The sequence below is a fragment of the Pseudaquabacterium pictum genome (genome assembly GCF_005403045.1).
Lineage (GTDB): Bacteria > Pseudomonadota > Gammaproteobacteria > Burkholderiales > Burkholderiaceae_C > Pseudaquabacterium > Pseudaquabacterium pictum.
In genome coordinates, this window is record NZ_BJCL01000002.1 from 311,350 (window position 1) to 337,388 (window position 26,039).

27 protein-coding genes and 1 tRNA gene are annotated in these 26,039 nt (G+C 68.5%); 7 read left to right on the forward strand and 21 right to left on the reverse strand.

Annotation, left to right across the window (positions count from 1 at the left end; all coding sequences use genetic code 11):
• Positions 1-12: 12 nt before the first annotated feature.
• The 18 genes from nuoK to FFT10_RS05560 all read right to left on the reverse strand — a co-directional run bounded on the left by nuoK (position 13) and on the right by FFT10_RS05560 (position 16,339).
• On the reverse strand, positions 13-330 hold the full coding sequence (nuoK, locus tag FFT10_RS05475; protein ID WP_137731769.1) for an NADH-quinone oxidoreductase subunit NuoK: 318 nt from the start codon (positions 328-330) through the stop codon (positions 13-15).
• Positions 327-989 carry an NADH-quinone oxidoreductase subunit J gene (locus FFT10_RS05480; RefSeq protein WP_137731770.1) on the reverse strand — a complete coding sequence of 221 codons (663 nt, stop codon included), beginning with the start codon at positions 987-989 and terminating at the stop codon, positions 327-329. Before FFT10_RS05480 ends, nuoK begins: the two co-directional genes overlap by 4 nt.
• Positions 990-1,061: 72 nt before the next feature.
• Positions 1,062-1,562 carry an NADH-quinone oxidoreductase subunit NuoI gene (gene nuoI / locus FFT10_RS05485; RefSeq protein ID WP_137731771.1) on the reverse strand — a complete coding sequence of 167 codons (501 nt, stop codon included), beginning with the start codon at positions 1,560-1,562 and terminating at the stop codon, positions 1,062-1,064.
• A 1-nt stretch (position 1,563) separates the two neighbouring features.
• Positions 1,564-2,637: an NADH-quinone oxidoreductase subunit NuoH gene (gene nuoH / locus FFT10_RS05490; RefSeq protein ID WP_137731772.1), complete on the reverse strand. Its 1,074-nt coding sequence runs from the start codon at positions 2,635-2,637 to the stop codon at positions 1,564-1,566.
• Positions 2,638-2,642: 5 nt separating this feature from the next.
• Positions 2,643-4,967, reverse strand: coding sequence for an NADH-quinone oxidoreductase subunit NuoG (gene nuoG, locus FFT10_RS05495; RefSeq protein ID WP_137731773.1), 2,325 nt, complete (start codon positions 4,965-4,967; stop codon positions 2,643-2,645).
• A gap of 15 nt (positions 4,968-4,982) precedes the next feature.
• On the reverse strand, positions 4,983-6,344 hold the full coding sequence (nuoF, locus tag FFT10_RS05500; RefSeq protein WP_137731774.1) for an NADH-quinone oxidoreductase subunit NuoF: 1,362 nt from the start codon (positions 6,342-6,344) through the stop codon (positions 4,983-4,985).
• On the reverse strand, positions 6,341-6,850 hold the full coding sequence (gene nuoE / locus FFT10_RS05505) for an NADH-quinone oxidoreductase subunit NuoE (protein WP_228026965.1): 510 nt from the start codon (positions 6,848-6,850) through the stop codon (positions 6,341-6,343). The genes nuoF and nuoE overlap by 4 nt, the downstream gene beginning before the upstream one ends.
• Positions 6,851-6,858: 8 nt before the next feature.
• Positions 6,859-8,112 carry an NADH-quinone oxidoreductase subunit D gene (locus FFT10_RS05510; protein ID WP_137731776.1) on the reverse strand — a complete coding sequence of 418 codons (1,254 nt, stop codon included), beginning with the start codon at positions 8,110-8,112 and terminating at the stop codon, positions 6,859-6,861.
• Positions 8,113-8,114: 2 nt separating this feature from the next.
• Positions 8,115-8,714 carry an NADH-quinone oxidoreductase subunit C gene (locus tag FFT10_RS05515; RefSeq protein WP_137731777.1) on the reverse strand — a complete coding sequence of 200 codons (600 nt, stop codon included), beginning with the start codon at positions 8,712-8,714 and terminating at the stop codon, positions 8,115-8,117.
• Positions 8,715-8,729: 15 nt separating this feature from the next.
• A complete protein-coding gene (locus tag FFT10_RS05520; protein WP_137731778.1) occupies positions 8,730-9,209 on the reverse strand; it encodes a NuoB/complex I 20 kDa subunit family protein in 480 nt (159 codons plus the stop codon).
• A 33-nt stretch (positions 9,210-9,242) separates the two neighbouring features.
• Positions 9,243-9,602 carry an NADH-quinone oxidoreductase subunit A gene (locus FFT10_RS05525; protein ID WP_137731779.1) on the reverse strand — a complete coding sequence of 120 codons (360 nt, stop codon included), beginning with the start codon at positions 9,600-9,602 and terminating at the stop codon, positions 9,243-9,245.
• A 165-nt stretch (positions 9,603-9,767) separates the two neighbouring features.
• Positions 9,768-9,852: transfer RNA gene (locus FFT10_RS05530), tRNA-Leu, on the reverse strand.
• 166 nt (positions 9,853-10,018) lie between these two features.
• Positions 10,019-10,399, reverse strand: coding sequence for a preprotein translocase subunit SecG (gene secG / locus FFT10_RS05535; protein WP_137731780.1), 381 nt, complete (start codon positions 10,397-10,399; stop codon positions 10,019-10,021).
• 44 nt (positions 10,400-10,443) lie between these two features.
• The gene (tpiA, locus tag FFT10_RS05540) at positions 10,444-11,184 is read right to left on the reverse strand and encodes a triose-phosphate isomerase (protein ID WP_137731781.1); all 741 of its coding nucleotides are present in this window, start codon (positions 11,182-11,184) and stop codon (positions 10,444-10,446) included.
• A gap of 24 nt (positions 11,185-11,208) precedes the next feature.
• Entirely contained in the window at positions 11,209-12,201 is a 993-nt protein-coding gene (locus FFT10_RS05545; protein WP_137731782.1) for an NAD(P)H-quinone oxidoreductase, read from the reverse strand.
• Positions 12,202-12,230: 29 nt separating this feature from the next.
• The gene (pnp, locus tag FFT10_RS05550; protein WP_137731783.1) at positions 12,231-14,552 is read right to left on the reverse strand and encodes a polyribonucleotide nucleotidyltransferase; all 2,322 of its coding nucleotides are present in this window, start codon (positions 14,550-14,552) and stop codon (positions 12,231-12,233) included.
• 213 nt (positions 14,553-14,765) lie between these two features.
• Positions 14,766-15,035, reverse strand: coding sequence for a 30S ribosomal protein S15 (gene rpsO, locus FFT10_RS05555; RefSeq protein ID WP_137731784.1), 270 nt, complete (start codon positions 15,033-15,035; stop codon positions 14,766-14,768).
• 152 nt (positions 15,036-15,187) lie between these two features.
• A complete protein-coding gene (locus FFT10_RS05560; RefSeq protein ID WP_137731785.1) occupies positions 15,188-16,339 on the reverse strand; it encodes a pyridoxal phosphate-dependent aminotransferase in 1,152 nt (383 codons plus the stop codon).
• Between the two features lie 160 nt (positions 16,340-16,499).
• Between FFT10_RS05560 and FFT10_RS05565 the strand changes: the two genes are divergently transcribed.
• Positions 16,500-16,934 (forward strand): Hsp20/alpha crystallin family protein, encoded by a 435-nt coding sequence (locus FFT10_RS05565; protein ID WP_162520698.1) that lies wholly within the window; start codon positions 16,500-16,502, stop codon positions 16,932-16,934.
• On the opposite strand, the gene tsaD is transcribed toward FFT10_RS05565, so the two are convergent.
• Complete coding sequence (tsaD, locus tag FFT10_RS05570; protein ID WP_137731787.1) at positions 16,927-17,985, reverse strand: tRNA (adenosine(37)-N6)-threonylcarbamoyltransferase complex transferase subunit TsaD; 1,059 nt, start codon at positions 17,983-17,985, stop codon at positions 16,927-16,929. The two genes, FFT10_RS05565 and tsaD, sit on opposite strands and share 8 nt — an antisense overlap.
• A gap of 333 nt (positions 17,986-18,318) precedes the next feature.
• Here tsaD and FFT10_RS05575 point away from each other — a divergent pair, with 333 nt between their 5' ends.
• The 4 genes from FFT10_RS05575 (at position 18,319) to FFT10_RS05590 (ending at position 22,312) form a co-directional block, all read left to right on the forward strand.
• Positions 18,319-19,596 carry a CmpA/NrtA family ABC transporter substrate-binding protein gene (locus tag FFT10_RS05575; protein WP_137731788.1) on the forward strand — a complete coding sequence of 426 codons (1,278 nt, stop codon included), beginning with the start codon at positions 18,319-18,321 and terminating at the stop codon, positions 19,594-19,596.
• Positions 19,597-19,633: 37 nt separating this feature from the next.
• A complete protein-coding gene (gene ntrB / locus FFT10_RS05580) occupies positions 19,634-20,578 on the forward strand; it encodes a nitrate ABC transporter permease (protein WP_137731789.1) in 945 nt (314 codons plus the stop codon).
• Positions 20,579-20,588: 10 nt separating this feature from the next.
• Positions 20,589-21,389 carry an ABC transporter ATP-binding protein gene (locus FFT10_RS05585; protein WP_137731790.1) on the forward strand — a complete coding sequence of 267 codons (801 nt, stop codon included), beginning with the start codon at positions 20,589-20,591 and terminating at the stop codon, positions 21,387-21,389.
• Between the two features lie 254 nt (positions 21,390-21,643).
• Positions 21,644-22,312 carry a histidine phosphatase family protein gene (locus FFT10_RS05590; protein ID WP_137731791.1) on the forward strand — a complete coding sequence of 223 codons (669 nt, stop codon included), beginning with the start codon at positions 21,644-21,646 and terminating at the stop codon, positions 22,310-22,312.
• On the opposite strand, the gene FFT10_RS05595 is transcribed toward FFT10_RS05590, so the two are convergent.
• Positions 22,313-22,921 carry an SOUL family heme-binding protein gene (locus FFT10_RS05595; protein ID WP_228026967.1) on the reverse strand — a complete coding sequence of 203 codons (609 nt, stop codon included), beginning with the start codon at positions 22,919-22,921 and terminating at the stop codon, positions 22,313-22,315.
• Positions 22,922-22,998: 77 nt separating this feature from the next.
• Complete coding sequence (gene queG, locus FFT10_RS05600) at positions 22,999-24,153, reverse strand: tRNA epoxyqueuosine(34) reductase QueG (protein ID WP_174246079.1); 1,155 nt, start codon at positions 24,151-24,153, stop codon at positions 22,999-23,001.
• On the opposite strand from queG, the gene tsaE reads away from it, so the two are divergent.
• Together tsaE and FFT10_RS05610 are read left to right on the forward strand one after the other, a co-directional pair.
• Positions 24,133-24,633 carry a tRNA (adenosine(37)-N6)-threonylcarbamoyltransferase complex ATPase subunit type 1 TsaE gene (tsaE, locus tag FFT10_RS05605; RefSeq protein WP_373282463.1) on the forward strand — a complete coding sequence of 167 codons (501 nt, stop codon included), beginning with the start codon at positions 24,133-24,135 and terminating at the stop codon, positions 24,631-24,633. The genes queG and tsaE overlap by 21 nt on opposite strands.
• Positions 24,630-26,036: an N-acetylmuramoyl-L-alanine amidase gene (locus FFT10_RS05610; RefSeq protein ID WP_137731792.1), complete on the forward strand. Its 1,407-nt coding sequence runs from the start codon at positions 24,630-24,632 to the stop codon at positions 26,034-26,036. The genes tsaE and FFT10_RS05610 overlap by 4 nt, the downstream gene beginning before the upstream one ends.
• The last annotated feature ends 3 nt before the right edge of the window (positions 26,037-26,039 follow it).

Sequence of the window (26,039 nt, forward strand, 5' to 3'; positions counted from 1 at the left end):
TCCGTCCCGGCGTCAGCCCTTGAGCGTGTCGAGCTCTTCGACGTTGATGGTCGAGCGGTTGCGGAACAGCACCACCAGGATCGCCAGGCCGATGGCGGATTCCGCCGCGGCCACGGTGAGGATGAAGAAGACGAACACCTGGCCGCCCAGATCGCCCAGATAGTGGGAGAAGGCGATGAAGTTCAGGTTGACGGCGAGCAGCATCAGCTCGATGGCCATCAACAGCACGATCAGGTTGCGGCGGTTCAGGTAGATGCCGATGACGCTGAGGGCGAACAGCATGCCGCCCAGCGACAGGTAGTGCCCGAGGGTGATGGGGCCGAGGCTCATTTCTTGTCTCCACCGGCGGGCGCGGCCGGGGCTGCGGGGGGTGCGGGCGGCGCAGAAGGCAGGTCCAGCACCGGGTCCATCTTGACCACGCGCAGGCGGTCGGCCTTCTTGGCCAGCACCTGCTGCGACGGGTCCTGCGAGCGGCTGTCCTTGCGCTTGCGCAGCGTCAGCGCGATGGCCGCGATGATGGCCACCAGCAGCAGTACCGCCGCGAGCTGCACCGGGTACAGGTACTTGGTGTAGATCTCGATGCCCAGCAGCCGCGAGTTGCCCAGCTTGGCCAGCTGCGGATCGGGCGCTGGCACATCGGTCAGGCGGAAGCCGCCCATCAGCACCAGGGCCATCTCCAGCGCGATCACGGCACCGATCAACCCTGCCAAGGGCAGGTGCTTCCAGAAGCCGTCGCGGAAGTCATCGCTGTTCAGGTCCAACATCATCACCACGAACAGGAACAGCACCATCACAGCGCCCACGTAGACCAGCACCAGCGCAATGGCGAGGAACTCCGCCTTCAGCAGCATCCAGATGACCGCCGCGTTGGCGAAGGCCAGCACCAGGTAGAGCGCCGCATGCACCGTGCTTCGCGCCGTGATGACACGGAACGAGGCAAACAGCAGCACGGCCGCGAAAAAGTAGAAGAGTGCGCCGGTGGTCGTCATGGTTGTTGTTGCGCGAGCGGTTCGCAGGTGGGCTGAGTTGCAACGGGCCGGGGCCCGGTGCTCAGCAGTGGCTCAACGGTATTTGGCGTCAGCCGCCTTGTTGGCTGCGATCTCGGTCTCGTAGCGGTCGCCCACGGCCAGCAGCATGTCCTTGGTGAAGTACAGGTCGCCGCGCTTCTCGCCGTGGTATTCGAAGATGTGGGTCTCGACGATGGAATCGACCGGGCAGCTCTCTTCGCAGAAGCCGCAGAAGATGCACTTGGTGAGGTCGATGTCGTAGCGGGTGGTGCGGCGGCTGCCGTCATCGCGCACGTCGCTCTCGATGGTGATGGCCATGGCCGGGCACACCGCTTCGCACAGCTTGCAGGCGATGCAGCGCTCTTCGCCGTTCTCGTAGCGGCGCAGCGCATGCAGGCCGCGGAAGCGCGGACTCAGCGGCGTGCGCTCTTCGGGAAACTGCACCGTCAGCGTCTTCTGGAAGAAGTGCCGGCCGGTGAGCTTCAGCCCCTTGAGCATCTCCAGCAGCAGGAAGCTGTAGAAGAATTCCTTGAGTGATGCGGTCTGAGCTGCCATGTCACTTCCAGATGTTGAAGGGCGTCTGCATCCAGAGGCCGACGACGACCAGCCAGATCAGCGTGATGGGGATGAAGATCTTCCAGCCCAGGCGCATGATCTGGTCATAGCGGTAGCGCGGGAAGCTAGCCCGCACCCACAGGAACATGGTGACGACCACGAACACCTTGATTGCCAGCCAGATCCAGCCGGGGATGAAATCCAGGAAGGCGAAGGGCGGCAGCCAGCCTCCCAGGAACAGCAGCACGCACAGCATGCTGACCAGGATCATGTTGGCGTACTCGGCCAGGAAGAACATCGCGAACGACATGCCCGAGTACTCGATCATGTGGCCGGCAACGATCTCCGATTCGCCTTCCACCACGTCGAACGGATGGCGGTTGGTCTCGGCCAGACCGGCGATGAAGTAGACGATGAACACCGGGAACAGCGGCAGCCAGTTCCAGCTGAAGATGCCCATGCCGGCGCTGGCCATCATGCCCTGCCCCTGGCTGGAGACGATCTCGCTCAGGTTCATCGAGCCCGCCACCATCAGCACGACCACCAGGCAGAAGCCCATCGCGATCTCGTAGCTGACCATCTGCGCCGACGCACGCAGCGCGCCCAGGAAGGCGTACTTCGAGTTGCTGGCCCAGCCGGCGATGATGACGCCGTAGACCTCCAGCGAGGTGATGGCCATCAGGAACAGCAGGCCGGCATTGATGTTGGCCAGCGCCACCTCGGGGCCGAAGGGGATCACCGCCCAGGCCGCCAGGGCGGGCATGATGGTCATGATCGGGCCCAGGAAGAACAGGCCCTTGCTGGCCGCGCTGGGGCGGATGATCTCCTTGAAGATCAGCTTCACCGCATCGGCGATCGGCGTCAGCAGTCCGTAGGGGCCGACGCGGTTGGGGCCCGGGCGGATCTGGGTGAAGGCGATGCCCTTGCGCTCCCACAGCGTGAGGTAGGCCACGCAGCCCAGCAACGGCAGCACCACCGCCACGATCTTGATCAGGCTCCAAATCACCAGCCAGGCATAGGGCCAGACCGGGCCGCCGAACAGCGAGCCGCCGAATTGGTTGATGTGGTCGACCATGGGGATCAGGCCTTCTCGACGGTGATGGCACCGAACATGGCGCCCAGCGTGGCGGTCTCGGCCAGACCGGCTGGCACGCGCACCACGTTGGCGGCCAGGCTGGCATCCAGCCGCGCCGGCAGCACAGCACGGGCGCCGCCTTGGGCCACGCGCACGTGGTCACCGGCGGCCAGGCCCAGCTGCTGCCACAAGGCGGCCGGCAGGCTGGCCTGCGGCGCCAGCTTGGCATCGGCGGTCAGCTGCAGCGACGGCGCACGCCGCACCAGCGCATCGGTGGCGTAGATCGGCACGTCGGCCAGTCGCTGCAGACCGTCGGTGGCGGCCGGCAGCGCGATGGCAGCGGCGCTGGTGTTGTCCAGGCGCATGGCCAGCTTGGCCGCATCGCCCAGGGCTTCGGCACGCACGTCGTCGACCGTCTCCTGCTGGAAGCCCGACAGGCCCAGCAGATTGGCCAGCACACGCAGCACCTTCCAGGCGGGGCGGGCCTCGCCGGCGGGTTGCACCACGCCGGTGAAGCTCTGCAGCCGGCCTTCGGCATTGACGAAGCTGCCGGCAGTCTCGGTGAACGGGGCGATGGGCAGCAGCACGTCGGCGTTGGGCACGGCGGCATCCTGGAACGACGTCAGCGCCACCACCAGACCGGAACCGGCCAGTGCGGCCTGCGCGGCAGCGGCATCTGCCGCGTCGTGCGGCGGCTCCACATCCAGCAGCAGCAGCGCCTTCATCGGCTGGCCGAGCATCTGGCCGGCGTTCAGGCCGCCGGCACCCGGCAGGGCCTTGACCAGCTGGGCGCCGACGCTGTTGGCAGCCTCGCCCAGGTAGCCCACGGTGGCGCCAGTCTGCGCGGCGATCCAGCTGGCCAGGGCCAGCAGCGTGGTGGCCTGCGGATGCTGCGCGGCGGCGTTGCCCAGCAGGACAGCCTTGCGCTCGCCCGACAGCAGGGCCTGGGCGATGGCCTCGGCCTCGGCACTGACCAGGGCCGGTGCCGGTGCGTCCACGCCCTTGGCGGTGGCGACGTATCCAGCCACATCGGCCAGCGCCTGGGCCCAGGCGGACGGCGCCGCGGTGATGCTGGCGGCCACCGGCATGGCCCAGTCGTCCTGCACCGCGTGCAGGCTCAGCAGGGCACCACCCTTGCGCACCGCCTGGCGGATGCGCAGCGAGAACAGCGGATGGTCCTTGCGCAGGAAGCTGCCGACCACGAAGGCGCGGTCCAGGCTGGACAGCGACGCGATCGACGTGCCCAGCCAGCGCGCCTTGCCCGCCGCGGCGGTGTTGGCGAAATCGGCATGGCGGGTGCGGGTGTCGATGCTCTCGCTGCCCAGGCCGCGCACCAGCTTGGCCAGCAGGTGCAGCTCTTCCACCGTGCGGTGGGCGCTGGCCACGGCGCCGATGCCCACCACGCCGTGCTCGGCCTTGATGCGCTTGAGGCCGTCGGCCACATAGCCGAGTGCCGTGTTCCAGTCGACGGCCACCCACTGGCCGCCCTGCTTGACCATCGGCGTCTTCAGCCGCTGGTCGCTGTTCAGCGCCTCGTAGCTGAAGCGGTCGCGGTCGGCGATCCAGCATTCATTGACGTCGTCGTTCTCCAGCGGCACCACCCGCAGCACCTGCTTGCCCTTGACCTGGACGACCAGGTTGGCGCCGGTGCTGTCATGCGGGCTCACGCTCTTGCGGCGCGACAGCTCCCAGGTGCGGGCGCTGTAGCGGAAGGGCTTGCTGGTGAGCGCGCCGACCGGGCAGATGTCGATCATGTTGCCCGACAGCTCGCTGTCGATGGTGCGGCCCAGGAAGGTGGTGATCTCGCTGTGCTCGCCGCGGTGCTGCATGCCCAGCTCCATCACGCCGGCCATCTCCTGGCCGAAGCGCACGCAACGGGTGCAGTGGATGCAGCGGCTCATCTCCTGCATCGAGATCAGCGGTCCGACGTTCTTGTGGAAGACGACGCGCTTCTCTTCCTGGTAGCGGCTGGCACTGCCACCGTAGCCCACGGCCAAGTCCTGCAGCTGGCATTCACCGCCCTGGTCGCAGATCGGGCAATCCAGCGGATGGTTGATGAGCAGGAACTCCATCACCGACTTCTGCGCCTTGATGGCCTTGTCGGACTTGGTGCGCACCACCATGCCTTGGGTCACCGGCGTGGCGCAGGCCGGCATGGGCTTGGGCGCCTTCTCGATGTCGACCAGGCACATGCGGCAGTTGGCCGCGATGCTGAGCTTCTTGTGGTAGCAGAAGTGCGGGATGGTGGTGCCGGCCGCGTCGGCCGCATGCATCACCATGCTGCCTTCGGCGACGCTGACCTTCTTGCCGTCGAGTTCGATTTCGATCATGTTCTAGCCCGGCTCTCAGACGTAGGCCGGGACCATGCAGGTCTTGTGGTCGACGTGGTAGGCAAACTCGTCGCGGAAGTGCTTGAGCATGCCGCGCACCGGCATGGCCGCCGCGTCGCCCAGCGCGCAGATGGTGCGGCCCATGATGCTCTCGGCCACGCTGTCGAGCAGGGCCAGATCCTCGGCCTTGCCCTGGCCGTGCTCCAGCCGGTTGACCAGGCGCCACAGCCAGCCGGTGCCCTCGCGGCAGGGCGTGCACTGGCCGCAGCTCTCATGGCTGTAGAAGTACGACAGGCGCAGCAGGCTCTTGACCATGCAGCGGGTCTCGTCCATCACGATCACCGCACCCGAGCCCAGCATCGAGCCGGCCTTGGCGATGCTGTCGTAGTCCATGGTGCAGTCCATCATGATGGACGCAGGCAGCACCGGGGCCGATGAGCCGCCGGGGATCACCGCCTTGAGCTTCTTGCCGCCCTTCACGCCCCCGGCCAGTTCCAGGATCTTGCTGAACGGCGTGCCCAGCGGAATCTCGTAGTTGCCGGGCCGCTCGACGTCACCGACCATCGAGAAGATCTTGGTGCCACCGTTGTTCGGCTTGCCGCATTCCAGGTAGGCCGGGCCCCCGTTGCGGATGATCCACGGCACCGCGGCGAAGGTCTCGGTGTTGTTGATCGTGGTCGGCTTGCCGTACAGGCCGAAGCTGGCCGGGAACGGCGGCTTGAAGCGCGGCTGGCCCTTCTTGCCTTCGAGCGACTCCAGCAGCGCCGTCTCTTCGCCGCAGATGTAGGCGCCGAAGCCGTGGAAGGCATGCAGCTGGAAGCTGTGCTTGCTGCCCAGGATGTGGTCGCCCAGGTAGCCGGCGGCCCGGGCTTCTTCAAGGGCCTCCTCGAAGCGGTCGTAGATCTCGAAGATCTCGCCGTGGATGTAGTTGTAGCCCACCGAGATGCCCATCGCGTAGGCGGCGATGATCATGCCCTCGATGACGATGTGCGGGTTGTAGGCGAGGATGTCGCGGTCCTTGCAGGTGCCCGGCTCGCCCTCGTCGCTGTTGCACACCAGGTACTTCTGCACCGGCAGCGCGCGCGGCATGAAGCTCCACTTCAGGCCGGTGGGAAAGCCCGCACCACCGCGGCCACGCAGACCGCTGGCCTTGACCTCGGCCACCACCTGGTCGGGCGTCATGCCCGGCGCGCCTTCGGCATTGGCCGTCAGGATCTTGCGCAGCGCCTGGTAGCCACCGCGCGCCTCGTAGTCCTTCAGGCGCCAGTTGCGGCCGTCCAGGCCCGCGTAGATCTGGGCGTTGATGTGGCGGTCGTGGAAGCAGGTCTCCAGGCCGCGGGCCTGGAACTTCGACAGATCGAGAACGGCGTTCTTCATTGGGCTTGCGCCTTCAGCGTGTCGACCAGGTCATCGAGCCGGTCGTTGTGCATGAAGCTGACCATCTGGCGGTCATTGACCAGCAGGACCGGCGCATCGGCGCAGGCCCCCAGGCATTCACAGGGCTGCACGGTGAACAGCCCATCGGGCGTGGTGCCGCCGGGCTCGATGCCCAGCTTCTGGCACAGGTGCTCCAGCGCCGCCTGGCCGTTGCGCAGCTGGCACGGCAGGTTGGTGCAGACGTTGAGCTTGAACTGGCCCACCGGCTGCTGGTTGTACATGTTGTAGAACGTGGTCACCTCGCGCACCGCGATCGGCGCCATGTCCAGGTAGGCGGCGATTGCCGCCTCACTCTCGGGCGAGACCCAGCCCTGCTCCTGCTGGGCGATCGACAGACAGGCCATCACCGCGCTCTGCTTCTGGTCGGCCGGGTACTTGGCCACTTCGCGGGCGAAGCGGGCGTAGGCCGCGTCGCTCAGCGGGCCGGTCTTGGGAAGGGAGGACATGGGGCCGCTCATCGATCAATCTCGCCAAACACGATGTCCATGGTGCCGATGATCGCCACCGCGTCGGCAATCATGTGGCCGCGCGACATCTCGTCCATGGCCGACAGGTGCGCGAAGCCGGGCGCGCGGATCTTCAGCCGGTAGGGCTTGTTGGCCCCGTCGCTGACCAGGTAGATGCCGAACTCGCCCTTCGGATGCTCGACGGCGGCATAGGCCTCGCCCTCGGGCACATGGAAGCCTTCGGTGAAGAGCTTGAAGTGGTGGATCAGCTCCTCCATGTTGCTCTTCATGTCCACCCGCGGCGGCGGCGCCACCTTGTGGTTGCTGGTGATCACCGGGCCGGGGTTGGCACGCAGCCACTGGCTGCACTGCTGGATGATGCGGTTGCTCTGACGCATCTCCTCCACCCGCACCAGGTAGCGGTCGTAGGTGTCGCCATTCACGCCCAGCGGCACGTCGAAGTCCATCTTGTCGTAGACGTCGTAGGGCTGGGTCTTGCGCAGGTCCCAGGCGATGCCCGAGCCGCGCAGCATCGGGCCGGTGAAGCCCAGGTTCAGCGCCCGCTCGGGCGTGACCACGCCGATGCCCACGGTGCGCTGCTTCCAGATGCGGTTGTCGGTCAGCAGGGTTTCGTACTCGTCGACCTGCTTCGGGAAGCGGCGGGTGAAGTCGTCGATGAAGTCCAGCAGCGTGCCGCTGCGGTTGGCATTCATCGCCTTGATCGCGGCCTCGTTGCGCAGCTTGTTGACCTTGTACTGCGGCAGGCTGTCGGGCAGATCACGGTAGACGCCGCCCGGGCGGAAGTAGGCCGCGTGCATGCGCGCACCGCTCACCGCCTCGTACATGTCGAACAGGTCTTCACGCTCGCGGAAGCAGTAGATGAAGATGTTCATCGCACCGCAGTCCAGCCCGTGCGCGCCCAGCCACATCAGGTGGTTCAGCAGGCGGGTGATCTCGCTGAACATCACGCGGATGTACTGCGCACGCTCGGGCACGTCGATGCCCATCAGCTTCTCGATGGCCAGGCAGTAGGCGTGCTCGTTGCACATCATCGAGACGTAATCCAGCCGGTCCATGTAGGGCAGGCTCTGGATATAGGTCTTGCTCTCGGCCAGCTTCTCGGTGGCGCGGTGCAGCAGGCCGATGTGCGGGTCGGCGCGTTGGATGACCTCGCCATCCAGCTCCAGCACCAGGCGCAGCACGCCGTGGGCGGCCGGGTGCTGGGGGCCGAAGTTCAGGGTGTAGTTCTTGATCTCGGCCATGGTCAGTGCAGTCCGCCGTAGTTGTCTTCGCGGATGATGCGCGGCGTGATCTCGCGCGGCTCGATGCTGACCGGCTGGTAGATCACGCGCTTCTTCTCGGCGTCGTAGCGCATCTCGACATGGCCCGACACCGGGAAGTCCTTGCGCAGCGGATGGCCGATGAAGCCGTAGTCGGTCAGGATGCGGCGCAGGTCGACATGGCCGTCGAAGATCACGCCCACCATGTCGAAGGCCTCGCGCTCGAACCAGTTGGCGCCGGCCCACAGGTCGCTCAGCGAGGCCACCACCGGCACGTCGTCATCGGTGGCGAACACCTTGAGGCGCACCCGCCAGTTCAGGCTGACGCTCAGCAGGTGGCTGACCACGCAGTAGCGCGGGCCATCCCAGGGCTGGTCCTTCCAGCTGCTGTAGTCGAGCGCGCAGAGGTCGATCAGCTGCTCGAACTTCAGTGTCGGGTGGTCGCGCAGCATGGTGGCCACAGCCAGGTAATTGGCGGCGGTCACCGTCAGCGTGATCTCGCCGCGGGCACGCACACAGGTCTTGATCTTGTCGCCGAGGGCCGCGTCCAGCGCCGCCTGCAGCTTGTCCAGTCGTTGGGTCATGGAGCGTGGGCGGGCTCAGGCCCGGGCAATCGTGTTTTCGCGGCGGATCTTGGCCTGCAGCTGCAGGATGCCGTAGAGCAGCGCCTCGGCCGTGGGCGGGCAGCCCGGCACGTAGACGTCCACTGGCACGATGCGGTCACAGCCGCGCACCACCGAATAGCTGTAGTGGTAGTAGCCGCCGCCATTGGCGCAGGAGCCCATGCTCAGCACCCAGCGCGGCTCGGCCATCTGGTCATACACCTTGCGCAGCGCCGGCCCCATCTTGTTGCACAGCGTGCCGGCCACGATCATCAGATCGCTCTGCCGCGGGCTGGGCCGGAACAGCATGCCGAAACGGTCGATGTCATAACGCGCCGCGCCGGCGTGCATCATCTCCACCGCGCAACAGGCCAGGCCGAAGGTCATCGGCCACAGCGAGCCGGTCTTCGACCAGTTGATCAGCTTGTCGACCGAGGTGGTGACAAAGCCCTCTTTCAGGACGCCTTCAATGCCCATGGGATTCCTCGTGTGTTCCAGTGCGGTGCGCCATCATTCCCAGTCCAGCGCGCCCTTCTTCCACTCGTAGACAAAGCCCACCACGAGGATGGTGAGAAAGACCATCATCGCCCAGAAGCCTGACGCCCCGATGTCGCGCAGCGCGACCGCCCAGGGGAACAGGAAGGCGATTTCCAGGTCGAACAGGATGAACAGGATGGCCACGAGGTAGTAGCGCACGTCGAATTTCATGCGCGCGTCCTCGAAGGCTTCGAAGCCGCATTCGTAGGGGCTGTTCTTGGCCGCATCGGGCCGCTGCGGACCGAGCAGGTAGCCCAGCAGCTGGGGTGCCACACCAACCGCCACACCGACCAGGATGAACAGGATGACAGGGAGGTACTGTTGCAGGTCCATGGTGTCGGCGGCAGTGATCGAAGCAGTCTCATCCGGCCAAAAAAATGGCGCGCCGCCCGCAACCACCATGTGGCTGCCTGCGGTGCGCGCCGCTCGTGCTCCCTGCAGTGACGGAGGGCGCGCAAGCCAGTGCCGGATGAGGGGCTGGCTTGCCAGGATCTGTGTTGGTGCCGTCGGCGAGACTCGAACTCGCACAGCTTTCGCCACTACCCCCTCAAGATAGCGTGTCTACCAATTTCACCACGACGGCACAGTTGCCAGACCGAAGCCTGACCCACTGCATGACTGCTCAACGTGCATGAGGCATTGCTTGTTGAACAGCCTTGAATTCTATCTCGGAAATCCCCACATCTGAGGGTTTGTGCGGAGCTTCAGTCGGGTTCTTGCACCAGCATGCGGCGCCAGCCACCCGGCGGTCACTTCGTGGGGATGGTGCCTGGTGCCGACGCAGCGGCCGGTGCCGGCACGGCCGGGATCATTGCGCCGCTGGCTGCTGGTGCGCTGGCCGGCGCTGCCCGCTCCAGGATGCTGCTGCCTTCCGTGGGCGCGCGGCCGGCCACGCTGTTGGACATGTAGGCCAGCGACAGCGTGCACAGGAAGAACACTGCGGCGCAGACCGCGGTGGACCGCGACAGGAAGTTGGCACTGCCGGTGGCACCGAACAGGCTGCCCGAGGCACCACTGCCGAACGAGGCGCCCATGTCGGCACCCTTGCCGTGCTGCACCAGCACCAGGCCGATCATCGCGATGGCGGCCAGCAGCTGCACCACCAGCACGAGGTTCATCCAAACTTGCATGACTTGATTGCTCCAGATAACTTGGGTTCTGCGCGGCCGGGCGGTCAGCCCGCTGCGCGGCAGATGGCGACGAAATCGGCCGCCTTCAATGCGGCGCCGCCGATCAGGCCGCCGTCGATGTCGGGCTGGGTCAGCAGGCTGGCCGCGTTGTCGGGCTTCATGCTGCCGCCGTAGAGGATCTGCATCGCATCGGCCTTGGGCGTGGCTGCCTTCAGCTGCGCACGCAGCAGCGCGTGCACCGCCTGCGCCTGCTCGGGCGTGGCCACCTTGCCGGTGCCGATGGCCCACACCGGCTCATAGGCCACCACCATCTCGCCGGCGCAGTGCGCCAGGGCATGGATGACGGCCGACAGCTGGCGCTTGACCACCGCCTCGGTCTCGCCGGCCTCGCGCTGGGCCAGGGTCTCGCCCACACACACGATGGGTGTCACGCCCTTGGCCAGTGCGGCCTTGGCCTTGTCGGCCACCAGCTGGTCGGTCTCGCCGTGGTACTGGCGGCGCTCGCTGTGGCCGACGATCACATAGCGGCAGCCGAACTCCGCCAGCATGCCGACCGACACTTCACCGGTGTAGGCGCCCGACGCATGCACCGAGCAATCCTGCGCGCCCCAGCGCACGTCGCTGCCGGACAGGGCCACGGCCGCCTCGGACAGATAGGGAAACGGCACGCAAACCGCCACATCGCAGCCGAACGGCCGCGCCGCGGTGATGCCGGCCAGCAACTCGGCATTGGCGGCATGGCTGCCGTTCATCTTCCAGTTGCCGGCGACGAATTTGCGACGCATGGTGTCGGTCCTTGCTTGCACTGCTCAGACGGTCCAGTCGAGCATGATCTTGCCCACATGCTGGCTGGTTTCCATCAGCGCATGGGCCTGGGCGGCCTGGGCCGCGGGAAACACGGTGTGGATGACCGGCTTGATGCGGCCGGCATCGATCAGCGGCCAGACATGGTGGCGCAGCGCTGCGGCGATGGCGCCCTTGAAGCGGACAGGCCGCGGGCGCAGCGTGCTGCCGGTGATGGTGAGCCGGCGGCGCAGCACCTCGCCGGCATTGACGGCGCAGTTGACGCCGCCCTGCACCGCGATGATGACGATGCGGCCGTCGTCGGCCACGCACTGCAGCTCGCGCGCCAGGTAGTCGCCCGCCACCATGTCGAGCACGACGTTGACGCCCTGCCCGCCGGTGGCGGCCTTGACCTCGGCGACGAAGTCCTGCGTCTTGTAGTTGATGCCCACATCGGCACCCAAGGCGATGCAGGCGGCCACCTTGTCGTCGTTGCCGGCGGTGACGATCACCTTGCTGCCCATGGCCTTGGCCAGCTGGATGGCGGTGACGCCGATGCCGCTGGACCCGCCCTGCACCAGCAGGGTGTCGCCGGGCTGCAGGCGGCCGCGGTCCCAGACGTTGGACCACACGGTGAAGAAGGTCTCGGGCAGGCTGGCCGCCTCGATGTCGGTCAGGCCCGTGGGCACCGGCAGGCACTGCGGGATGGGCGCGGTGCAGCGCTCGGCATAGCCGCCGCCGGCCACCAGCGCGCACACCCGGTCACCCAGCTTGAAGCCGGCCGCGGCCAGCTCGGCCGCATCGCCGCCGATGATGGTGCCGGCGATCTCCAGGCCCGGCAGGTCCGACGCGCCGGGCGGGGGCGCGTAGGCGCCCTTGCGCTGCAGCACGTCGGGCCGGTTCACGCCGGAGGCGCTCACCTGCACCAGCAGTTCACCAGCGGCCGGCACCGGGTCGGGACGGGTGGTCTCGACCAGGACTTCCGGGCCGCCGGCGGCGGTCATGGCAATGGCGCGCATGGGGTGCTCCTGGGGCCGTGCGGGGGCGATCAGGCCTGGCCGGTGCCGCTGTCGGCAGCCGGGGCGGCCGGGGCCGGTGCAGCGGCCGGTGCGTCAGCAGCCGGTGCGGCATCGGCAGCCGGGGCATCGCTGCGCTCCGGGCGCTCGCTGCGCTCACGGCGCGGCGGGCGGTCGCCACGGTCACCGCGGGGGCCGCGGTCCGGGCGGTCGCCGAACTCGCGGCGCGGGCGCTCGAAGCGCTCTTCTTCCATGCCTTCGGGCCGCTCGATCAGGGCCTTCATGCTCAGCTTGATGCGGCCCTTCTCGTCGGTCTCCATGACCTTGACCTTGACGACCTGGCCTTCCTTGAGGAAGTCGGTCACGTTCTCCACGCGCTGGTGGGCGATCTGGCTGATGTGCAGAAGACCATCTTTGCCGGGCAGGATGTTGACCAGGGCGCCGAAGTCCAGGATCTTGGTGATCGGGCCCTCGTAGACCTTGCCGATCTCGGCCTCGGCGGTGATCTCGGCGATGCGCTTCTTGGCGAACTCGGCCTTCTCGCCGTCGGTGCTGGCGATGGTGATGGTGCCGTCTTCGCCGATGTCGATGGTGCAGCCGGTCTCTTCGGTCAGCGCGCGGATGGTGGCGCCGCCCTTGCCGATCACGTCGCGGATCTTCTCCGGATTGATCTTCATGGTGTACAGGCGCGGGGCGAACTGGCTGACCTCGGCCTTGGCCTCGCCCACGGCGCCCTGCATCACGCCCAGGATGTGCAGGCGGGCTTCCTTGGCCTGGGCCAGTGCCACCTGCATGATTTCCTTGGTGATGCCCTGGATCTTGATGTCCATCTGCAGGGCGGTGATGCCGCCGGTGGTGCCGGCCACCTTGAAGTCCATGTCGCCCAGGTGGTCCTCGTCACCGAGGATGTCGGTCAGCACCGCGAAGCGGTTGCCGTCCTTGATCAGGCCCATGGCGATGCCGGCCACATGGGCCTTCATCGGCACGCCGGCGTCCATCAGCGCCAGGCAGCCGCCGCAGACCGAGGCCATCGACGAGGAGCCGTTGGACTCGGTGATTTCCGACACCACACGGATGGTGTACGGGAAGTCTTCCTTGCTGGGCAGGGCGGCGATCAGCGCGCGCTTGGCCAGGCGGCCGTGGCCGATTTCGCGGCGCTTGGGGCTGCCCACGCGGCCCGTTTCGCCGGTGGCGAACGGGGGCATGTTGTAGTGCAGCATGAAGCGGTCTTCGAAGTCGCCGGCCAGGGCGTCGATGCGCTGGGCGTCACGGTCGGTGCCCAGGGTGGCGATCACCAGGGCCTGCGTCTCGCCGCGGGTGAACAGCGACGAGCCGTGGGTGCGCGGCAGCACGCCGTTGCGGATCTCGATGGGGCGCACGGTGCGGGTGTCGCGGCCGTCGATGCGCGGCTCGCCGGCCAGGATCTGGCCACGCACGATGCGGGCTTCGATCTCGAACAGCAGGCCTTCGACTTCCACCTTGTCGAAGGTGGTGCCGTCGGCCTTCAGTGCGGCCATCACGTTGCTGGTGACCTCGCGGCAGGCCTGGGTGCGGGCCTGCTTGCTGCGGATCTGGTAGGCGGCGCGCAGCGGGCCTTCGGCCAGCTCGGTCACGCGGGCGATGAACGGCTCGTTCTTGGCCGGGGCGGCCCAGGTCCACTCGGGCTTGCCGGCGTCGCGCACCAGCTCGTGGATGGCATTGATGGCGATCTTGCCCATGTCGTGGCCATAGACCACGGCGCCCAGCATCACCTCTTCGCTCAGCTGGTTGGCTTCGGATTCGACCATCAGCACGGCGGCTTCGGTGCCGGCCACCACCAGGTCCATCTGGCTGTTGGCCAGCTCGGTCTTGCCCGGGTTCAGCACGTACTGGCCGTTGACGTAGCCCACGCGGGCGGCGCCGATCGGGCCGGTGAACGGGATGCCGGAAATCGACAGCGCGGCGCTGGTGCCGATCATCGCGGCGATGTCGGCCTGCACCTCGGGGTTCAGGCTCAGCACATGCACCACCACCTGGACTTCATTGAAGAAACCCTCGGGGAACAGCGGGCGGATCGGGCGGTCGATCAGGCGGCTGGTCAGGGTCTCCAGCTCGCTGGGGCGGCCTTCACGCTTGAAGAAGCTGCCGGGAATCTTGCCGGCGGCGTAGGTCTTCTCGATGTAGTCGACGGTCAGCGGGAAGAAATCCTGCCCGGCCTTGGCCTCGGTCTTGGCCACCACGGTGGCCAGCACCACGGTGCCTTCGATGTCGACGATGACGGCGCCGCTGGACTGGCGGGCGACTTCGCCGGTTTCCATCACGACCTGGTGGTTGCCCCAGGTGAAGGACTTGGTGACTTTGTTGAACAGACCCATGGAATCATCTCCTTTGGTTGTCAGGCGCACTTGCGGTGGCGCCGATGGAAACCGGGAGCGGAGAGCCTCGTGGGCGGGATGCCATTCCAGTGATGTCCACCAGGACGCCGTTGGAATGACACAGCACTGCCGTTGACGAAGCGGAGTTCAGCTCCAAAACAAGAAGAGCCTGTGCTGGGGAATGCCAGACAGGCTCTTCATCGTGTCAACACCTTACTTGCGCAGGCCCAGCTTGGCGATCAGCGCGGTGTAGCGCTCGGGCGCCTTGCCCTTCAGGTAGTCCAGCAGCTTGCGGCGGCGCGAGACCATGCGCAGCAGGCCGCGGCGGCCGTGGTGGTCCTTCAGGTGGGTCTTGAAGTGGGGCGTCAGGTCGTTGATGCGGGCGGTCAGCAGCGCCACTTGCACTTCGGGGCTGCCGGTGTCGGCGGTGCCGCGGGCGTTGTTGCTGACGATGTCGGCGCGGATGGCCTTGTCGATGGACATGGTGTTTCCTGTTGGAATGGAAGCCGCCGTCTCCAGCCATTTCCGATGCTGGGGCGGTTTCCGGTTTTGACTTGCGGTCGCGGGTGAAACCAACCTGCGCCGTGCTGTGTTCCACGCACCAAGGCAGGGCCCCAGCGCGCAAAACCGGCGGATTATAGCCTGAGCGCGTGCTTCAGCCGGTCCACGCCGGCCAGCAGGCGCGCCGTGTCCTGTGACGCAAAGCACCAGCGGAGCCAGCCTTCGCCCTCGGGCCCGAAGGCGGCCCCTGGCGCCAGACCCAGGCCGTGATCGGCCACCAGGTGCTTGGCAAAGGCCAGCGAATCGCCGGCGCCCGGCGCGCGGAACCAGGCATACATGCCGCCGTCCGGCGTGGCCGACTGCACGCCCGGCAGCGCCGCCAGCGCCGGGCACAGCGCATCGCGCCCGGCGCGCAGCCGCGCCACCAGCGGCGGGACGAAGTCATCGGCCATCGCCAGCGCCTGCAGCCCGCCGCGCTGCACAAACACCGGCGCGCAGCTGCTGTTGAATTCGATCAGCTTGCCCACCGCGTCCAGGTGGCCGGCGGGCAGCAGCAGCCAGCCCAGGCGCCAGCCGGTCATCAGGAAGCTCTTGGAGAAACTGTGCACGACGATCAGGCGGTCGTCGGGGGTGCTGATGTCGGAGAAGCTGGGGGCAGCACGGCCGGCGCCGAACCAGACACGGTCATAGACCTCGTCGGCCACGATCCAGGTGCCGGTGCGGCGGCAGTGGGCCAGCAGCGCCTGCTGCTCGGTGCGGCTCAGCGCCCAGCCGGTGGGGTTGTTGGGTGCGTTCAACAGCAGCACCCGGGTGGCCGGTGTCACCGCGGCCAGCAGGCGGTCGAGGTCCAGCCGCCAGGCGCCGGCGGCATCGGGTGCCAGCGGCACCCGCACCACGTTCGCGCCCAGGATGGCCGGCTGGGCCGGCAGGTTGGGCCACACCGGCACCACCACCACCACCTCGTCGCCGGCATCCACCAGCAGCTGCATCGCGGTCATCAGCGCGGTCACGCCCGACGAGGTGACGGCGATGCGGTCGGGCCCGGGGTCGCCATGCAGGCCGGCGGTGTAGGCGCGCAGGGCCTCGCGCAGTTCCGGCATGCCCAGGTTGTGGCTGTAGAAGGTCTCGCCGCGCTGCAGCGACTCAGCGGCCGCCTGGCGCACCTCTGCGGGCGTCACCTCGTCGCTCTCGCCGAACCAGAAGGCCAGCACATCGGGCCGGCCCAGGCCGGCGTTGGCGACGTCGCGGATCTTGCTGCCGGGCAGCTGGGCGATGGTGGAGCGCATGGTGGTCAGGGCTGGCGATTTCAAGGGTGCGGCGGCTTGCGCCAGCACAAAAAATGGCCTCTTGAAAGAGGCCGCGGCGGGGTCAATTCAGGGGCATGGGCAGCACGGCGGACACCCGCCACGCACCGCCCGACACCCGCAACCAATCCAGGAGTTGACCATGTTTCTCGTGCCCCTGACCCGCCACAGCGCCGACCTCGCCCGCAGCTTCGACCGCCTGTTCGACGAGAACCTGTTCGGCGTGCCCAGCCGCGCCGAGGCCCCCGCCACCCGCAGCCCCGCGCTGGACGTGGCCGAGACCGAGCGCAGCTACACCGTCAAGCTCGACCTGCCTGGGGTGACCAAGGAAGACGTGAAGATCGCCATCGAGGGCCGCCGCGTCACCGTGGAAGCCAGCACAGTGCAGAGCAGCGAGAAGAAGGATGGCGAGCGGGTGCTGTACGCCGAGCGCTCGGTGGCCAGCTTCGCCCGCAGCTTCACGCTGCCGGTGGAGGTGGACCAGGCCGAGTCCAGCGCAAAGATGGAGCACGGCGTGCTGACGCTGCAGCTGGCCAAGCGCGGCGCGGTGCGCGCCACGCAGCTGACCGTCAACTGACGCGCGGGGCTGCCGGGCTGTCGATCTGGTCCAGCGGCCAGCGCGGCCGCACGTCGAAGGCATGGTCCATCGACGCCTGGCCGGCGCCGGCCTGCAGCCGCATCGCCGCGGCCAAGGCGATCATGGCGCCGTTGTCGGTGCACAGCGCCAGCTCGGGGTAGTGCACACGCCAGCCGCGCTTCAGTGCGGCGGCATCCAGCTGGCGGCGCAGCTCGGCATTGGCGCCCACGCCGCCGGAGACCACCAGCCGCCGCAGGCCGGTGGCCTTCAGCGCGGCGATGGATTTCTTCACCAGCACCTCGACGATGGCCGCCTGGGTGCTGGCCGCCAGGTCGGCCAGCTGCGCCGGCGTGGGTGCGTCCCCCAGCTTGCGGTGCTGGGTGAGCACCGCCGTCTTCAGGCCGGCGAACGAAAAATCCAGGTCGCCGCTGTGCAGCAAGGGCCGCGGCAGGGCAAACGCATCGGCACGGCCGGTGATGGCCAGCCTGGACAGCGCCGGCCCGCCCGGGTAGCCCAGGCCCATCAGCTTGGCACTCTTGTCGAAGGCCTCGCCGGCGGCATCGTCGATGCTTTCGCCGAGCAGGGTGTACTGGCCCACCGCGTCCACCCGCATCAGCTGGGTGTGGCCGCCGGACACCAGCAGCGCGACGAACGGAAACTCCGGCGGGTCGGCTGACAGGAAGGGCGACAGCAGGTGCCCCTCCAGGTGGTGCACGCCCAGCACCGGCTTGCCCAGCGCCGCGGCCAGCGCGCAGGCCACGCCTGCGCCCACCAGCAGCGCACCGGCCAGACCCGGGCCGCGGGTGAAGGCCACCACGTCGACGTCGGCCAGCGTGGCGCCGGCCTCGTCCAGCACCTGCCGGGTGAGCGGCAGCACCCGGCGGATGTGGTCGCGCGAGGCCAGCTCGGGCACCACGCCACCGTAGGCCTGGTGCATGGCGATCTGGCTGTGCAGGGCATGGGCGCGCAGCTCCGGCGTGCCGACGGCGCGGGTGCGCACCAGGGCCACGCCGGTTTCGTCGCAGGAGGATTCGATGCCCAGCACTTGCATGGCGGCGGAGTGTACGGGCCGACCCGGCGCCAGCCGGCAGGCCGCCTGGCGGTGCGGGCGCACTGGAATGCGGCGCCGTGGTGCGAAATTTCAGCCGCAGGCATCCGCCTTTGGTGCATCGCAGCATGTCCGGGCCGGTCCGTCCCCGGGCCAAGGCCCTGGCACAGGGTTTGCGAGAGGATGGGCATGAAGGTCAACGACGGCCTTCCCTGATCTGCCGCCGGCGCCCTGTGCGCGCCCGACCGGCACCGGACGATGGCGTCCCCACCTTTGGCTCTGCAGAGCTGCCCGGTGCGGACGCCTTTTCATTTGTCTCCACGGAAAGCCCGCCCCATGACCGCCCTGCCCCCGACCCCGACCCCCGCGCCCACCGATGCCGGTGTGGACACCGGCCGCCGCAGCCTGATCCGCGCCGGCGCGGCGCTGGGCGCCACCGGGTTGATTCCCGGCCTGCAGGCCGCCGTCTATGCCCAGGGCTCGGACAAGCCCGAGAAGGAGGAGGTCAAGATCGGCTTCATCCCGCTGACCGACTGCGCCAGCGTGGTGATGGCCAGCGTGCTGGGCTTCGACAAGAAGTACGGCGTGAAGATCATCCCCACCAAGGAAGCCAGCTGGGCCGGCGTGCGCGACAAGCTGGTCAACGGCGAGCTGGACATGGCCCATGTGCTGTACGGCCTGGTCTACGGCGTGCACCTGGGCACGGCCGGCCCCAAGAAGGACATGGCCGTGCTGATGAACCTGAACCACAACGGCCAGGCCATCACGCTGTCCAAGAAGCTGGCGGACAAGGGCGCGGTCGACGGCCCCAGCCTGGCCAAGCTGATGGCCAGCGACAAGCGCGACTACACCTTCGCCCAGACCTTCCCCACCGGCACCCACGCGATGTGGATCAACTACTGGCTGGCCGCCGCCGGCATCAGCCCGGTCAGCGGCGCCAAGCTGATCACCGTGCCGCCGCCGCAGATGGTGGCCAACATGCGGGTGGGCAACATGGACGGCTTCTGCGTGGGCGAGCCCTGGAACCACCGCGCCATCATGGACGGCATCGGCATCACCGCCAACACCACCCAGGACATCTGGAAGGACCACCCCGAGAAGGTGCTGGGCACCACCGGCGACTTCGTCAAGAAGTATCCCAACACCACGCGCGCGGTGATGATGGCCGTGATCGAGGCCGGCCGCTGGATCGACGCCGGCCTGCAGAACAAGATGAAGATGGCCGAGACGGTGGCCGACAAGAGCTACGTCAACACCAGCGTCGACGCGATCAACCAGCGCATCCTGGGCCGCTACCAGAACGGCATGGGCAAGACCTGGGACGACCCCAACCACATGAAGTTCTTCAACGACGGGCTGGTGAACTTCCCGTTCCTGAGCGACGGCATGTGGTTCCTCACCCAGCACAAGCGCTGGGGCCTGCTGAAGGACCACCCCGACTACCTCGCGGTGGCCAAGCAGGTCAACCAGGTCGACCTCTACAAGCAGGTCGCCTCGGCGATGAAGATCAGCGTGCCCAAGGACGTGATGCGCAGCACCAAGATGATCGACGGCGTGGTCTGGGACGGCAAGGACCCGGCCAAGTACGCCGACGGTTTCAAGATCAAGGCCTGAGGCCGGCGCGCCCAGCCACCGCATGAAGGAGCCCCCCATGGTCAGTGCCGTCTTCCACACCCCGCTCGAGGCTGCCGCGGCAGCCGAGCCCCGCCTTGCTGCCGCGGCCGCCACCGAGCCCCGTCCCGCCACCGAGTCCCCGCCGCGTGCAGCGGCGACGCCCGCGGCCACGCCGGCCGAGCGGCCCGCCAAGCCGCCGCGCGAGCCCTTCGACTGGCGCGAGCTGACGATGCGGGTGCTGCCACCGGTGCTGGGCATGGCCCTGCTGGTCGGCGTCTGGGCGCTGCTGACGATGAACAGCACCAGCTTCCCGTCACCGGCCAAGACCTTCGACGCCGCGGTCAAGCTGTTCGCCGACCCTTTCTACAGCAAGGGCCCGAACGACCAGGGCATCGGCTGGAACATCCTGTTCAGCCTGCAGCGGGTGGCCATCGGCTTCGGCCTGGCGGCGCTGGTGGGCATTCCGCTGGGCTTCATCATCGGCCGCTTTGAGTTCTTCAGCCGCATGTTTTCGCCGCTGATCAGCCTGCTCAAGCCGGTGAGCCCGCTGGCCTGGCTGCCGATCGGCCTGCTGGTGTTCCAGGCGGCCAACCCGGCCGCCATCTGGACCATCTTCATTTGCAGCATCTGGCCGATGGTGGTGAACACCGCCGTGGGCGTGCAGCGCGTGCCGCAGGACTACCTGAACGTGGCGCGGGTGCTGAACCTCAGCGAGTGGAAGATCATCACCCGCATCCTGTTCCCCGCCGTGCTGCCCTACATGCTGACCGGCGTGCGCCTCTCCGTGGGCACGGCCTGGCTGGTGATCGTGGCCGCCGAGATGCTGACCGGCGGCGTGGGCATCGGCTTCTGGGTGTGGGACGAGTGGAACAACCTCAACGTCCAGCACATCATCATCGCCATCTTCGTGATCGGCATCGTCGGGCTGCTGCTCGAGCAGATGCTGATGCTGGTGGCCCGCCGCTTCTCCTTCGACGACTGAGGACAGCACCATGACCAGCCAATTCATCGAAGTGCAGAACGCCGAGATGGTGTTCACCACCCGCAAGGGCCGCTTCCATGCGCTGCGGGAGATCCACCTCACCGTGGCCAAGGGCGAGTTCGTCACCCTGATCGGCCACTCGGGCTGCGGCAAGAGCACGCTGCTGAACCTGATCGCCGGCCTGACCCTGCCCAGCAGCGGCGTGCTGATCTGCGACAACCGCGAGATCGCCGCGCCCGGCCCGGAGCGGGCGGTGGTGTTCCAGAACCACAGTTTGTTGCCCTGGCTGACCTGCTTCGACAACGTCTACCTCGCGGTGGAGCGGGTGTTCGGCGCCACCGAGCCCAAGGCCCGGCTGAAGGAGCGCACCGCCGCCGCGCTGGCCCTGGTGGGCATGGGCCATGCGCTGCACAAGCGGCCGCACGAGGTGTCGGGCGGCATGAAGCAGCGGGTGGGCATCGCCCGTGCGCTGGCCATGGAGCCCAAGGTGCTGCTGATGGACGAGCCCTTCGGCGCGCTGGATGCGCTGACCCGCGCCCACCTGCAGGACGAGCTGCTGAAGATCGTGGCCCGCACCCAGAGCACGGTGGTGATGGTCACGCACGATGTGGACGAGGCGGTGCTGCTGAGTGACCGCATCGTGATGATGACCAACGGCCCCGCCGCCACCATCGGCGAGATCCTCCCAGTGCACCTGCCGCGACCGCGCAACCGGGTGGAGCTGGCCGAAGACCACGACTACGTGCACTGCCGCAAGCAGGTGCTGGACTTCCTCTACACCCGCCACGGGCATGTGGAGAAGGCCGCCTGAGCGGCATCAGCCAGCCGGCGGGCACGGCGCTTGCTGTTGAAGGCTCGACACTCTGCAACAGTGTCTGTCTATCTCCTCAGCAGGGCGCAGGCCCTTTGGTCCAACCCCTCGGCGTGTTGCGTCGGGGGGTTTTTTTTCTCTGCGCCGGCTGACTTGCACCAGCCTGGCGCAGGACGCCGCACCAAGCTGGTGAGCCGGCGTCCGGTCGCCGCCGCGACAAAGGCGCTCCGGGCCGCTGGCCACAATCCCGCGCCATGGGAACCCTCTACCTCGTGCGCCATGGGCAGGCCTCGTTCGGCGCCGACAACTACGACCAGCTGAGCCCGCTGGGGGTGCAGCAGTGCACCCAGCTGGGTCGCTACTTCGCCACCAAGGGAAGGCGCTTTGCGGCGGTGCTGACCGGCACGCTGCAGCGCCAGATCCAAAGCTACGACGCCATCGCCGAAGGACTCGGCCAGCGCCAGGCCACGCTGCAGCTGCCCGGGCTGAACGAGTACGACAGCCATGCGGTGATCGCCGCCATCCACCCGCAGCCGTTGGCCAAGGCCGACACGCCCGAGGCCTACCGCCAGCACTTCCGCATCCTGCGCGACGGCCTGGCCGCCTGGATGGCCGGGCGCACCCAGCCGCAGGGCATGCCCAGCTACGCCGACTTCGTGGGCGGCATCCACGATGCGCTGGCCCGGGTTCGGGCGGTCCCCGACGGTGACGTGCTGATCGTCAGCAGCGGTGGGCCGATTTCAACCGTGGTGGCCCAGGTGCTCGGCGCGCCGGCCGAGACCAGCATCGAGCTGAACCTGCGCATCCGCAACAGCGCAGTCAGTGAATTTGCGGTCAACCCCAAGCGGCTGGCGCTGGTCACCTTCAACACCCTGCCCCACCTGGACAGTGCCGAGCACGCCAGCTGGGTGACACACACCTGATCAGGCGAGATCGATCCAGATCTCGTTGCGGCGCAGGAACCAGGGCGTGATCGGCGGGTTGTAGCGCGACAGCACCGGCTCGCCGGCCGGCTGCAGGCCGGCGGCGCGCATGGCCGCGGTCAACTTGGCCAGGTGCTCGGCATAGTTGGCCTGGTTCCAGAAGCCGGAGAAGCGCACCGCCGCCAGCCGCCGTGGCGGCACGTCGCGCAGGCGCACCCGGGCATCGTTGGGCACCGGCGCGTTCTCGGCGGTCACGCCCTTGGGCAGCACGAACTGCACCACATGGTTGTCGCCCGCCGCTGTCTGGGTGACGGGCGCGGTCATCGCCAGCTTCTGCGGCGCCTGGGTGACCGGGGCCGTCATCGCCAGTTTGCGGGACCCCTGGTTGCCGCCGAAGATGTAGCCGGCCAGGATCGGGAAGGCGGTGTTGCCGGCGCTGTCGGCCGGGCCGGGAACAGTCACCTCGGCCACCGCATAGCCGGCGTAGCGGCGCAGCTCGATGGCATTGCCGGCATCCAGCGTGCGTTCGACGGTGTAGTCGGGTTCCTCGACGGCATGGGACATGGCGGGGCTGGCAGCCAGGGCCAGCAGGACAAGTCGGCGTTGCATGGATGGCGGGCGCGGAAGCTCGGGGAGCACGATGATCGCAGCGCCACCGCCGCCCTGTCGGTGCGGTGGACATCGGATCAGACCGCCGGCAGGGCGCGCTGGGCCAGTGCCCAGCCGATGTGCTCGGCCAGCAGCGCATCGGCCGCCGGCAGCGCGTGCTGCAGCGCGTCGGCCAGCGCCGCATCGCCGGTGGCCCGCCAGGCGTTGCCCAGCGCCACCGCCAGGTTGCGCCGCCAGCGCCCGATGCCGATGCGGCGGATGGCGCTGCCTTCGGTGTGGCGCAGGAAGGCGGCCTCATCCCAGTCCCACAGCTGCAGCAGGCTGGCGCTGCCCAGGCCATGGCGCTCATCAAAATCCGGCAGCGGGCTGCGCTGGGCGAACTTGTTCCAGGGGCAGGCCAGCTGGCAATCGTCGCAGCCGTAGATGCGGTTGCCGATGGCAGCGCGGAATTCGGCCGGGATCGCCCCGTCCAGCTCGATGGTGAGGTAGCTGATGCAGCGGCGCGCATCCAGCCGGTGGGGCGCCACGATGGCCTGGGTGGGGCAAGCAGTGATGCAGGCGCTGCAGGCGCCGCAATGGCCGCTCACCGGCGGCGTCAGCGGCAGGGCCAGGTCGATGTAGATCTCGCCCAGGAAGAACATCGAGCCCGCCTCGCGGTGCAGCAGCAGGGTGTGCTTGCCACGCCAGCCGATGCCGCTGCGCGCGGCCAGCTCGACCTCCAGCACCGGCGCCGAGTCGGTGAACACCCGGTGGCCCACCGGCCCCACCGCCTGCTGCAGCTGGTCGGCCAGGGTCTGCAGGCGCTGGCGCAGCACCTTGTGGTAGTCCCGCCCGCGGGCATAGACCGAGACCACCGCCTGCTGCGGCTGGGCCAGGCGGGCGGCCTCCTGCGCTTGCCAGTCATCGGCGGTGATGTTGTTGGTGGTGCGGGGCAGGTAGTCCATGCGGGCGGTGATCACCCGCAGCGTGCCGGGCACCAGCTCGGCCGGGCGGGCGCGCTTCAGGCCGTGGGCGGCCATGTAGGCCATGCGGCCATGGTGGCCGGCGGCCAGCCAGGCCAGCAGGCCGGGCTCGGCGCTGGCCAGGTCCACGTCGGCCACACCGATCTGTGAAAATCCCAGCGCCTGGCCCCAGGCCTGCACCTGCAGCAGCAGCGCGGCCGGGTCCACGGGCGGCCGCGACCGCTCCACCTCCACCGGCCCTGCCTGCCCTTGACCACGCCTGTCGCCCATCTGCCGATTCTAGAAACCCGGGTCCTGACCTGGGACGACGAGCCCGCCTGCGCGGCCTTTGCCGCCGGCCTGGCGGCACAACCTGGCATCACCGCAGCGTTCATCACCCTGCACGGCCCGCTGGGTGCCGGCAAGACCACGTTCGTGCGCCACCTGCTGAGCGCGCTGGGCGTGCAGGGCCGGATCAAGAGCCCCACCTATGCGGTGATGGAGCCGCACGGCCTGCCCGGCGGCGGCGAGGCAGCGCACTTCGACTTCTACCGCTTCACCGACCCGCGGGAGTGGGAGGACGCCGGCTTCCGCGATGTGTTCGCCCGCCCGGGCCTGAAGATCGCCGAATGGCCCGAGCAGGCCGCTGGCCTGCTGCCCGTGCCCGACCTGGACCTGGCCATCGCACCGCTGGACGATGCCCTGCGCCAGGTCACCGCCACCGCCCACACGCCGCGGGGCGTGGCCCTGCTGGCGCCGCGGTCGGCATGAAGGACGCCACCACACGCCGCCAGGCGCTGCTGCAGATGGGCACCCTGGCGCTGGGCCTGGGCGCGGCCGACATCGCCTTCGGCGCCAGCATCGTCGGCGTGCGGGTCTGGCCGGCGCAGGACTACACCCGCGTCACCATCGAGAGCGACCAGGCCCTGGCCGCACGGCAGTTCCTGGCCGAGAACCCGCCGCGCCTGGTGGTCGACATCGACGGCCTGGAGCTGAGCCCGGCGCTGCGCGAACTGGTGGGCAAGGTGCGCAGCGACGACCCGTTCATCGCCGGCGTGCGGGTGGGCCAGAACCAGCCGCGGGTGGTGCGCCTGGTGATCGACCTGAAGCAGCCGGTGGCACCGCAGCAGCTGACGCTGGCGCCGGTGGCGGCCTACCAGCACCGGCTGGTGTTCGACCTGTTCCCCACCGAGGCGCGTGATCCGCTGCTGGACCTGATCAACCAGCGCGAGGCGGCCACCGGCCAGGCCGAACGCGGGCTGGACGATGCGCTGGGCAGCTTCATCGCCCGCATCGAGCAGCCCGCGCCGGTGTCGGCCCAGCCCGCGTCGGGCCCGCTGCGGCCGGCGCCGGCGCCGGTGGTGGCCACAGCGCTCGCTGCAGCACCGGCGCCCACGCCGCCGCAGATGACCGCCGCCCCGGCCCACACGCCGCTGGCGCCCGACGAACAGCGCCGCATCGACCGCCTGGTGGTGGTGGCCATCGATCCCGGCCATGGCGGTGAGGACCCCGGCGCCATCGGTCCCACCGGCCTGCGCGAGAAGGACGTGGTGCTGGCCGTGGCACTGAAGCTGCGCGACCGCATCAACAGCGTGCCCGGCATGCGCGCGATGCTGACCCGAGATGCCGACTACTTCGTGCCGCTGGGCGAACGGGTGCGCAAGGCCCGGCGGGTGCAGGCGGACCTGTTCGTGTCCATCCATGCCGATGCCTTCTTCACGCCGCAGGCGCGGGGCGCGTCGGTGTTCGCGCTGTCGTCCACCGGCGCCAGCAGCGCGGCGGCGCGCTGGATGGCCAACAAGGAGAACGCCGCCGATGTGGTGGGCGGCGTCAACACCGTGGCGGTGAAGGACGCCCAGGTGCTGCGCGCGATGCTGGACATGAGCACCGACGCGCAGATCAAGGATTCACTGAAGATCGGCCGCGAGGTGCTGGAGCGCATCGGCAAGGTGGGCACGCTGCACAAGCGCAGCGTCGAGCAGGCCGGCTTCGCGGTGCTGAAGGCGCCCGACATCCCCAGCATCCTGGTGGAGACGGCCTTCATCTCCAACCCCGACGAAGAGGCCAAGCTGCGCAGCGAGGCCTACCAGGACCAGCTGGTGGAGGCGCTGCACACCGGCATCCGCCGGTACTTCGCGCGCAACCCGCCGCTGGCACGCCAGCGGGCGCTGTAGCCA

What these genes read in the sequence shown, in the direction of transcription:
- nuoK (WP_137731769.1), bottom strand. Translation starts at nt 330, where the DNA reads ATGAGCCTCGGCCCCATCACCCTCGGGCACTACCTGTCGCTGGGCGGC.
- FFT10_RS05480 (WP_137731770.1), bottom strand. Translation starts at nt 989, where the DNA reads ATGACGACCACCGGCGCACTCTTCTACTTTTTCGCGGCCGTGCTGCTG.
- nuoI (WP_137731771.1), bottom strand. Translation starts at nt 1,562, where the DNA reads ATGGCAGCTCAGACCGCATCACTCAAGGAATTCTTCTACAGCTTCCTG.
- nuoH (WP_137731772.1), bottom strand. Translation starts at nt 2,637, where the DNA reads ATGGTCGACCACATCAACCAATTCGGCGGCTCGCTGTTCGGCGGCCCG.
- nuoG (WP_137731773.1), bottom strand. Translation starts at nt 4,967, where the DNA reads ATGATCGAAATCGAACTCGACGGCAAGAAGGTCAGCGTCGCCGAAGGC.
- nuoF (WP_137731774.1), bottom strand. Translation starts at nt 6,344, where the DNA reads ATGAAGAACGCCGTTCTCGATCTGTCGAAGTTCCAGGCCCGCGGCCTG.
- nuoE (WP_228026965.1), bottom strand. Translation starts at nt 6,850, where the DNA reads ATGTCCTCCCTTCCCAAGACCGGCCCGCTGAGCGACGCGGCCTACGCC.
- FFT10_RS05510 (WP_137731776.1), bottom strand. Translation starts at nt 8,112, where the DNA reads ATGGCCGAGATCAAGAACTACACCCTGAACTTCGGCCCCCAGCACCCG.
- FFT10_RS05515 (WP_137731777.1), bottom strand. Translation starts at nt 8,714, where the DNA reads ATGACCCAACGACTGGACAAGCTGCAGGCGGCGCTGGACGCGGCCCTC.
- FFT10_RS05520 (WP_137731778.1), bottom strand. Translation starts at nt 9,209, where the DNA reads ATGGGCATTGAAGGCGTCCTGAAAGAGGGCTTTGTCACCACCTCGGTC.
- FFT10_RS05525 (WP_137731779.1), bottom strand. Translation starts at nt 9,602, where the DNA reads ATGGACCTGCAACAGTACCTCCCTGTCATCCTGTTCATCCTGGTCGGT.
- secG (WP_137731780.1), bottom strand. Translation starts at nt 10,399, where the DNA reads ATGCAAGTTTGGATGAACCTCGTGCTGGTGGTGCAGCTGCTGGCCGCC.
- tpiA (WP_137731781.1), bottom strand. Translation starts at nt 11,184, where the DNA reads ATGCGTCGCAAATTCGTCGCCGGCAACTGGAAGATGAACGGCAGCCAT.
- FFT10_RS05545 (WP_137731782.1), bottom strand. Translation starts at nt 12,201, where the DNA reads ATGCGCGCCATTGCCATGACCGCCGCCGGCGGCCCGGAAGTCCTGGTC.
- pnp (WP_137731783.1), bottom strand. Translation starts at nt 14,552, where the DNA reads ATGGGTCTGTTCAACAAAGTCACCAAGTCCTTCACCTGGGGCAACCAC.
- rpsO (WP_137731784.1), bottom strand. Translation starts at nt 15,035, where the DNA reads ATGTCCATCGACAAGGCCATCCGCGCCGACATCGTCAGCAACAACGCC.
- FFT10_RS05560 (WP_137731785.1), bottom strand. Translation starts at nt 16,339, where the DNA reads ATGCGCTCCACCATCGCCCAGCTGCCCGGCAGCAAGATCCGCGACGTC.
- FFT10_RS05565 (WP_162520698.1), top strand. Translation starts at nt 16,500, where the DNA reads ATGTTTCTCGTGCCCCTGACCCGCCACAGCGCCGACCTCGCCCGCAGC.
- tsaD (WP_137731787.1), bottom strand. Translation starts at nt 17,985, where the DNA reads ATGCAAGTGCTGGGCATCGAATCCTCCTGCGACGAAACCGGCGTGGCC.
- FFT10_RS05575 (WP_137731788.1), top strand. Translation starts at nt 18,319, where the DNA reads ATGACCGCCCTGCCCCCGACCCCGACCCCCGCGCCCACCGATGCCGGT.
- ntrB (WP_137731789.1), top strand. Translation starts at nt 19,634, where the DNA reads ATGGTCAGTGCCGTCTTCCACACCCCGCTCGAGGCTGCCGCGGCAGCC.
- FFT10_RS05585 (WP_137731790.1), top strand. Translation starts at nt 20,589, where the DNA reads ATGACCAGCCAATTCATCGAAGTGCAGAACGCCGAGATGGTGTTCACC.
- FFT10_RS05590 (WP_137731791.1), top strand. Translation starts at nt 21,644, where the DNA reads ATGGGAACCCTCTACCTCGTGCGCCATGGGCAGGCCTCGTTCGGCGCC.
- FFT10_RS05595 (WP_228026967.1), bottom strand. Translation starts at nt 22,921, where the DNA reads ATGCAACGCCGACTTGTCCTGCTGGCCCTGGCTGCCAGCCCCGCCATG.
- queG (WP_174246079.1), bottom strand. Translation starts at nt 24,153, where the DNA reads ATGGGCGACAGGCGTGGTCAAGGGCAGGCAGGGCCGGTGGAGGTGGAG.
- FFT10_RS05610 (WP_137731792.1), top strand. Translation starts at nt 24,630, where the DNA reads ATGAAGGACGCCACCACACGCCGCCAGGCGCTGCTGCAGATGGGCACC.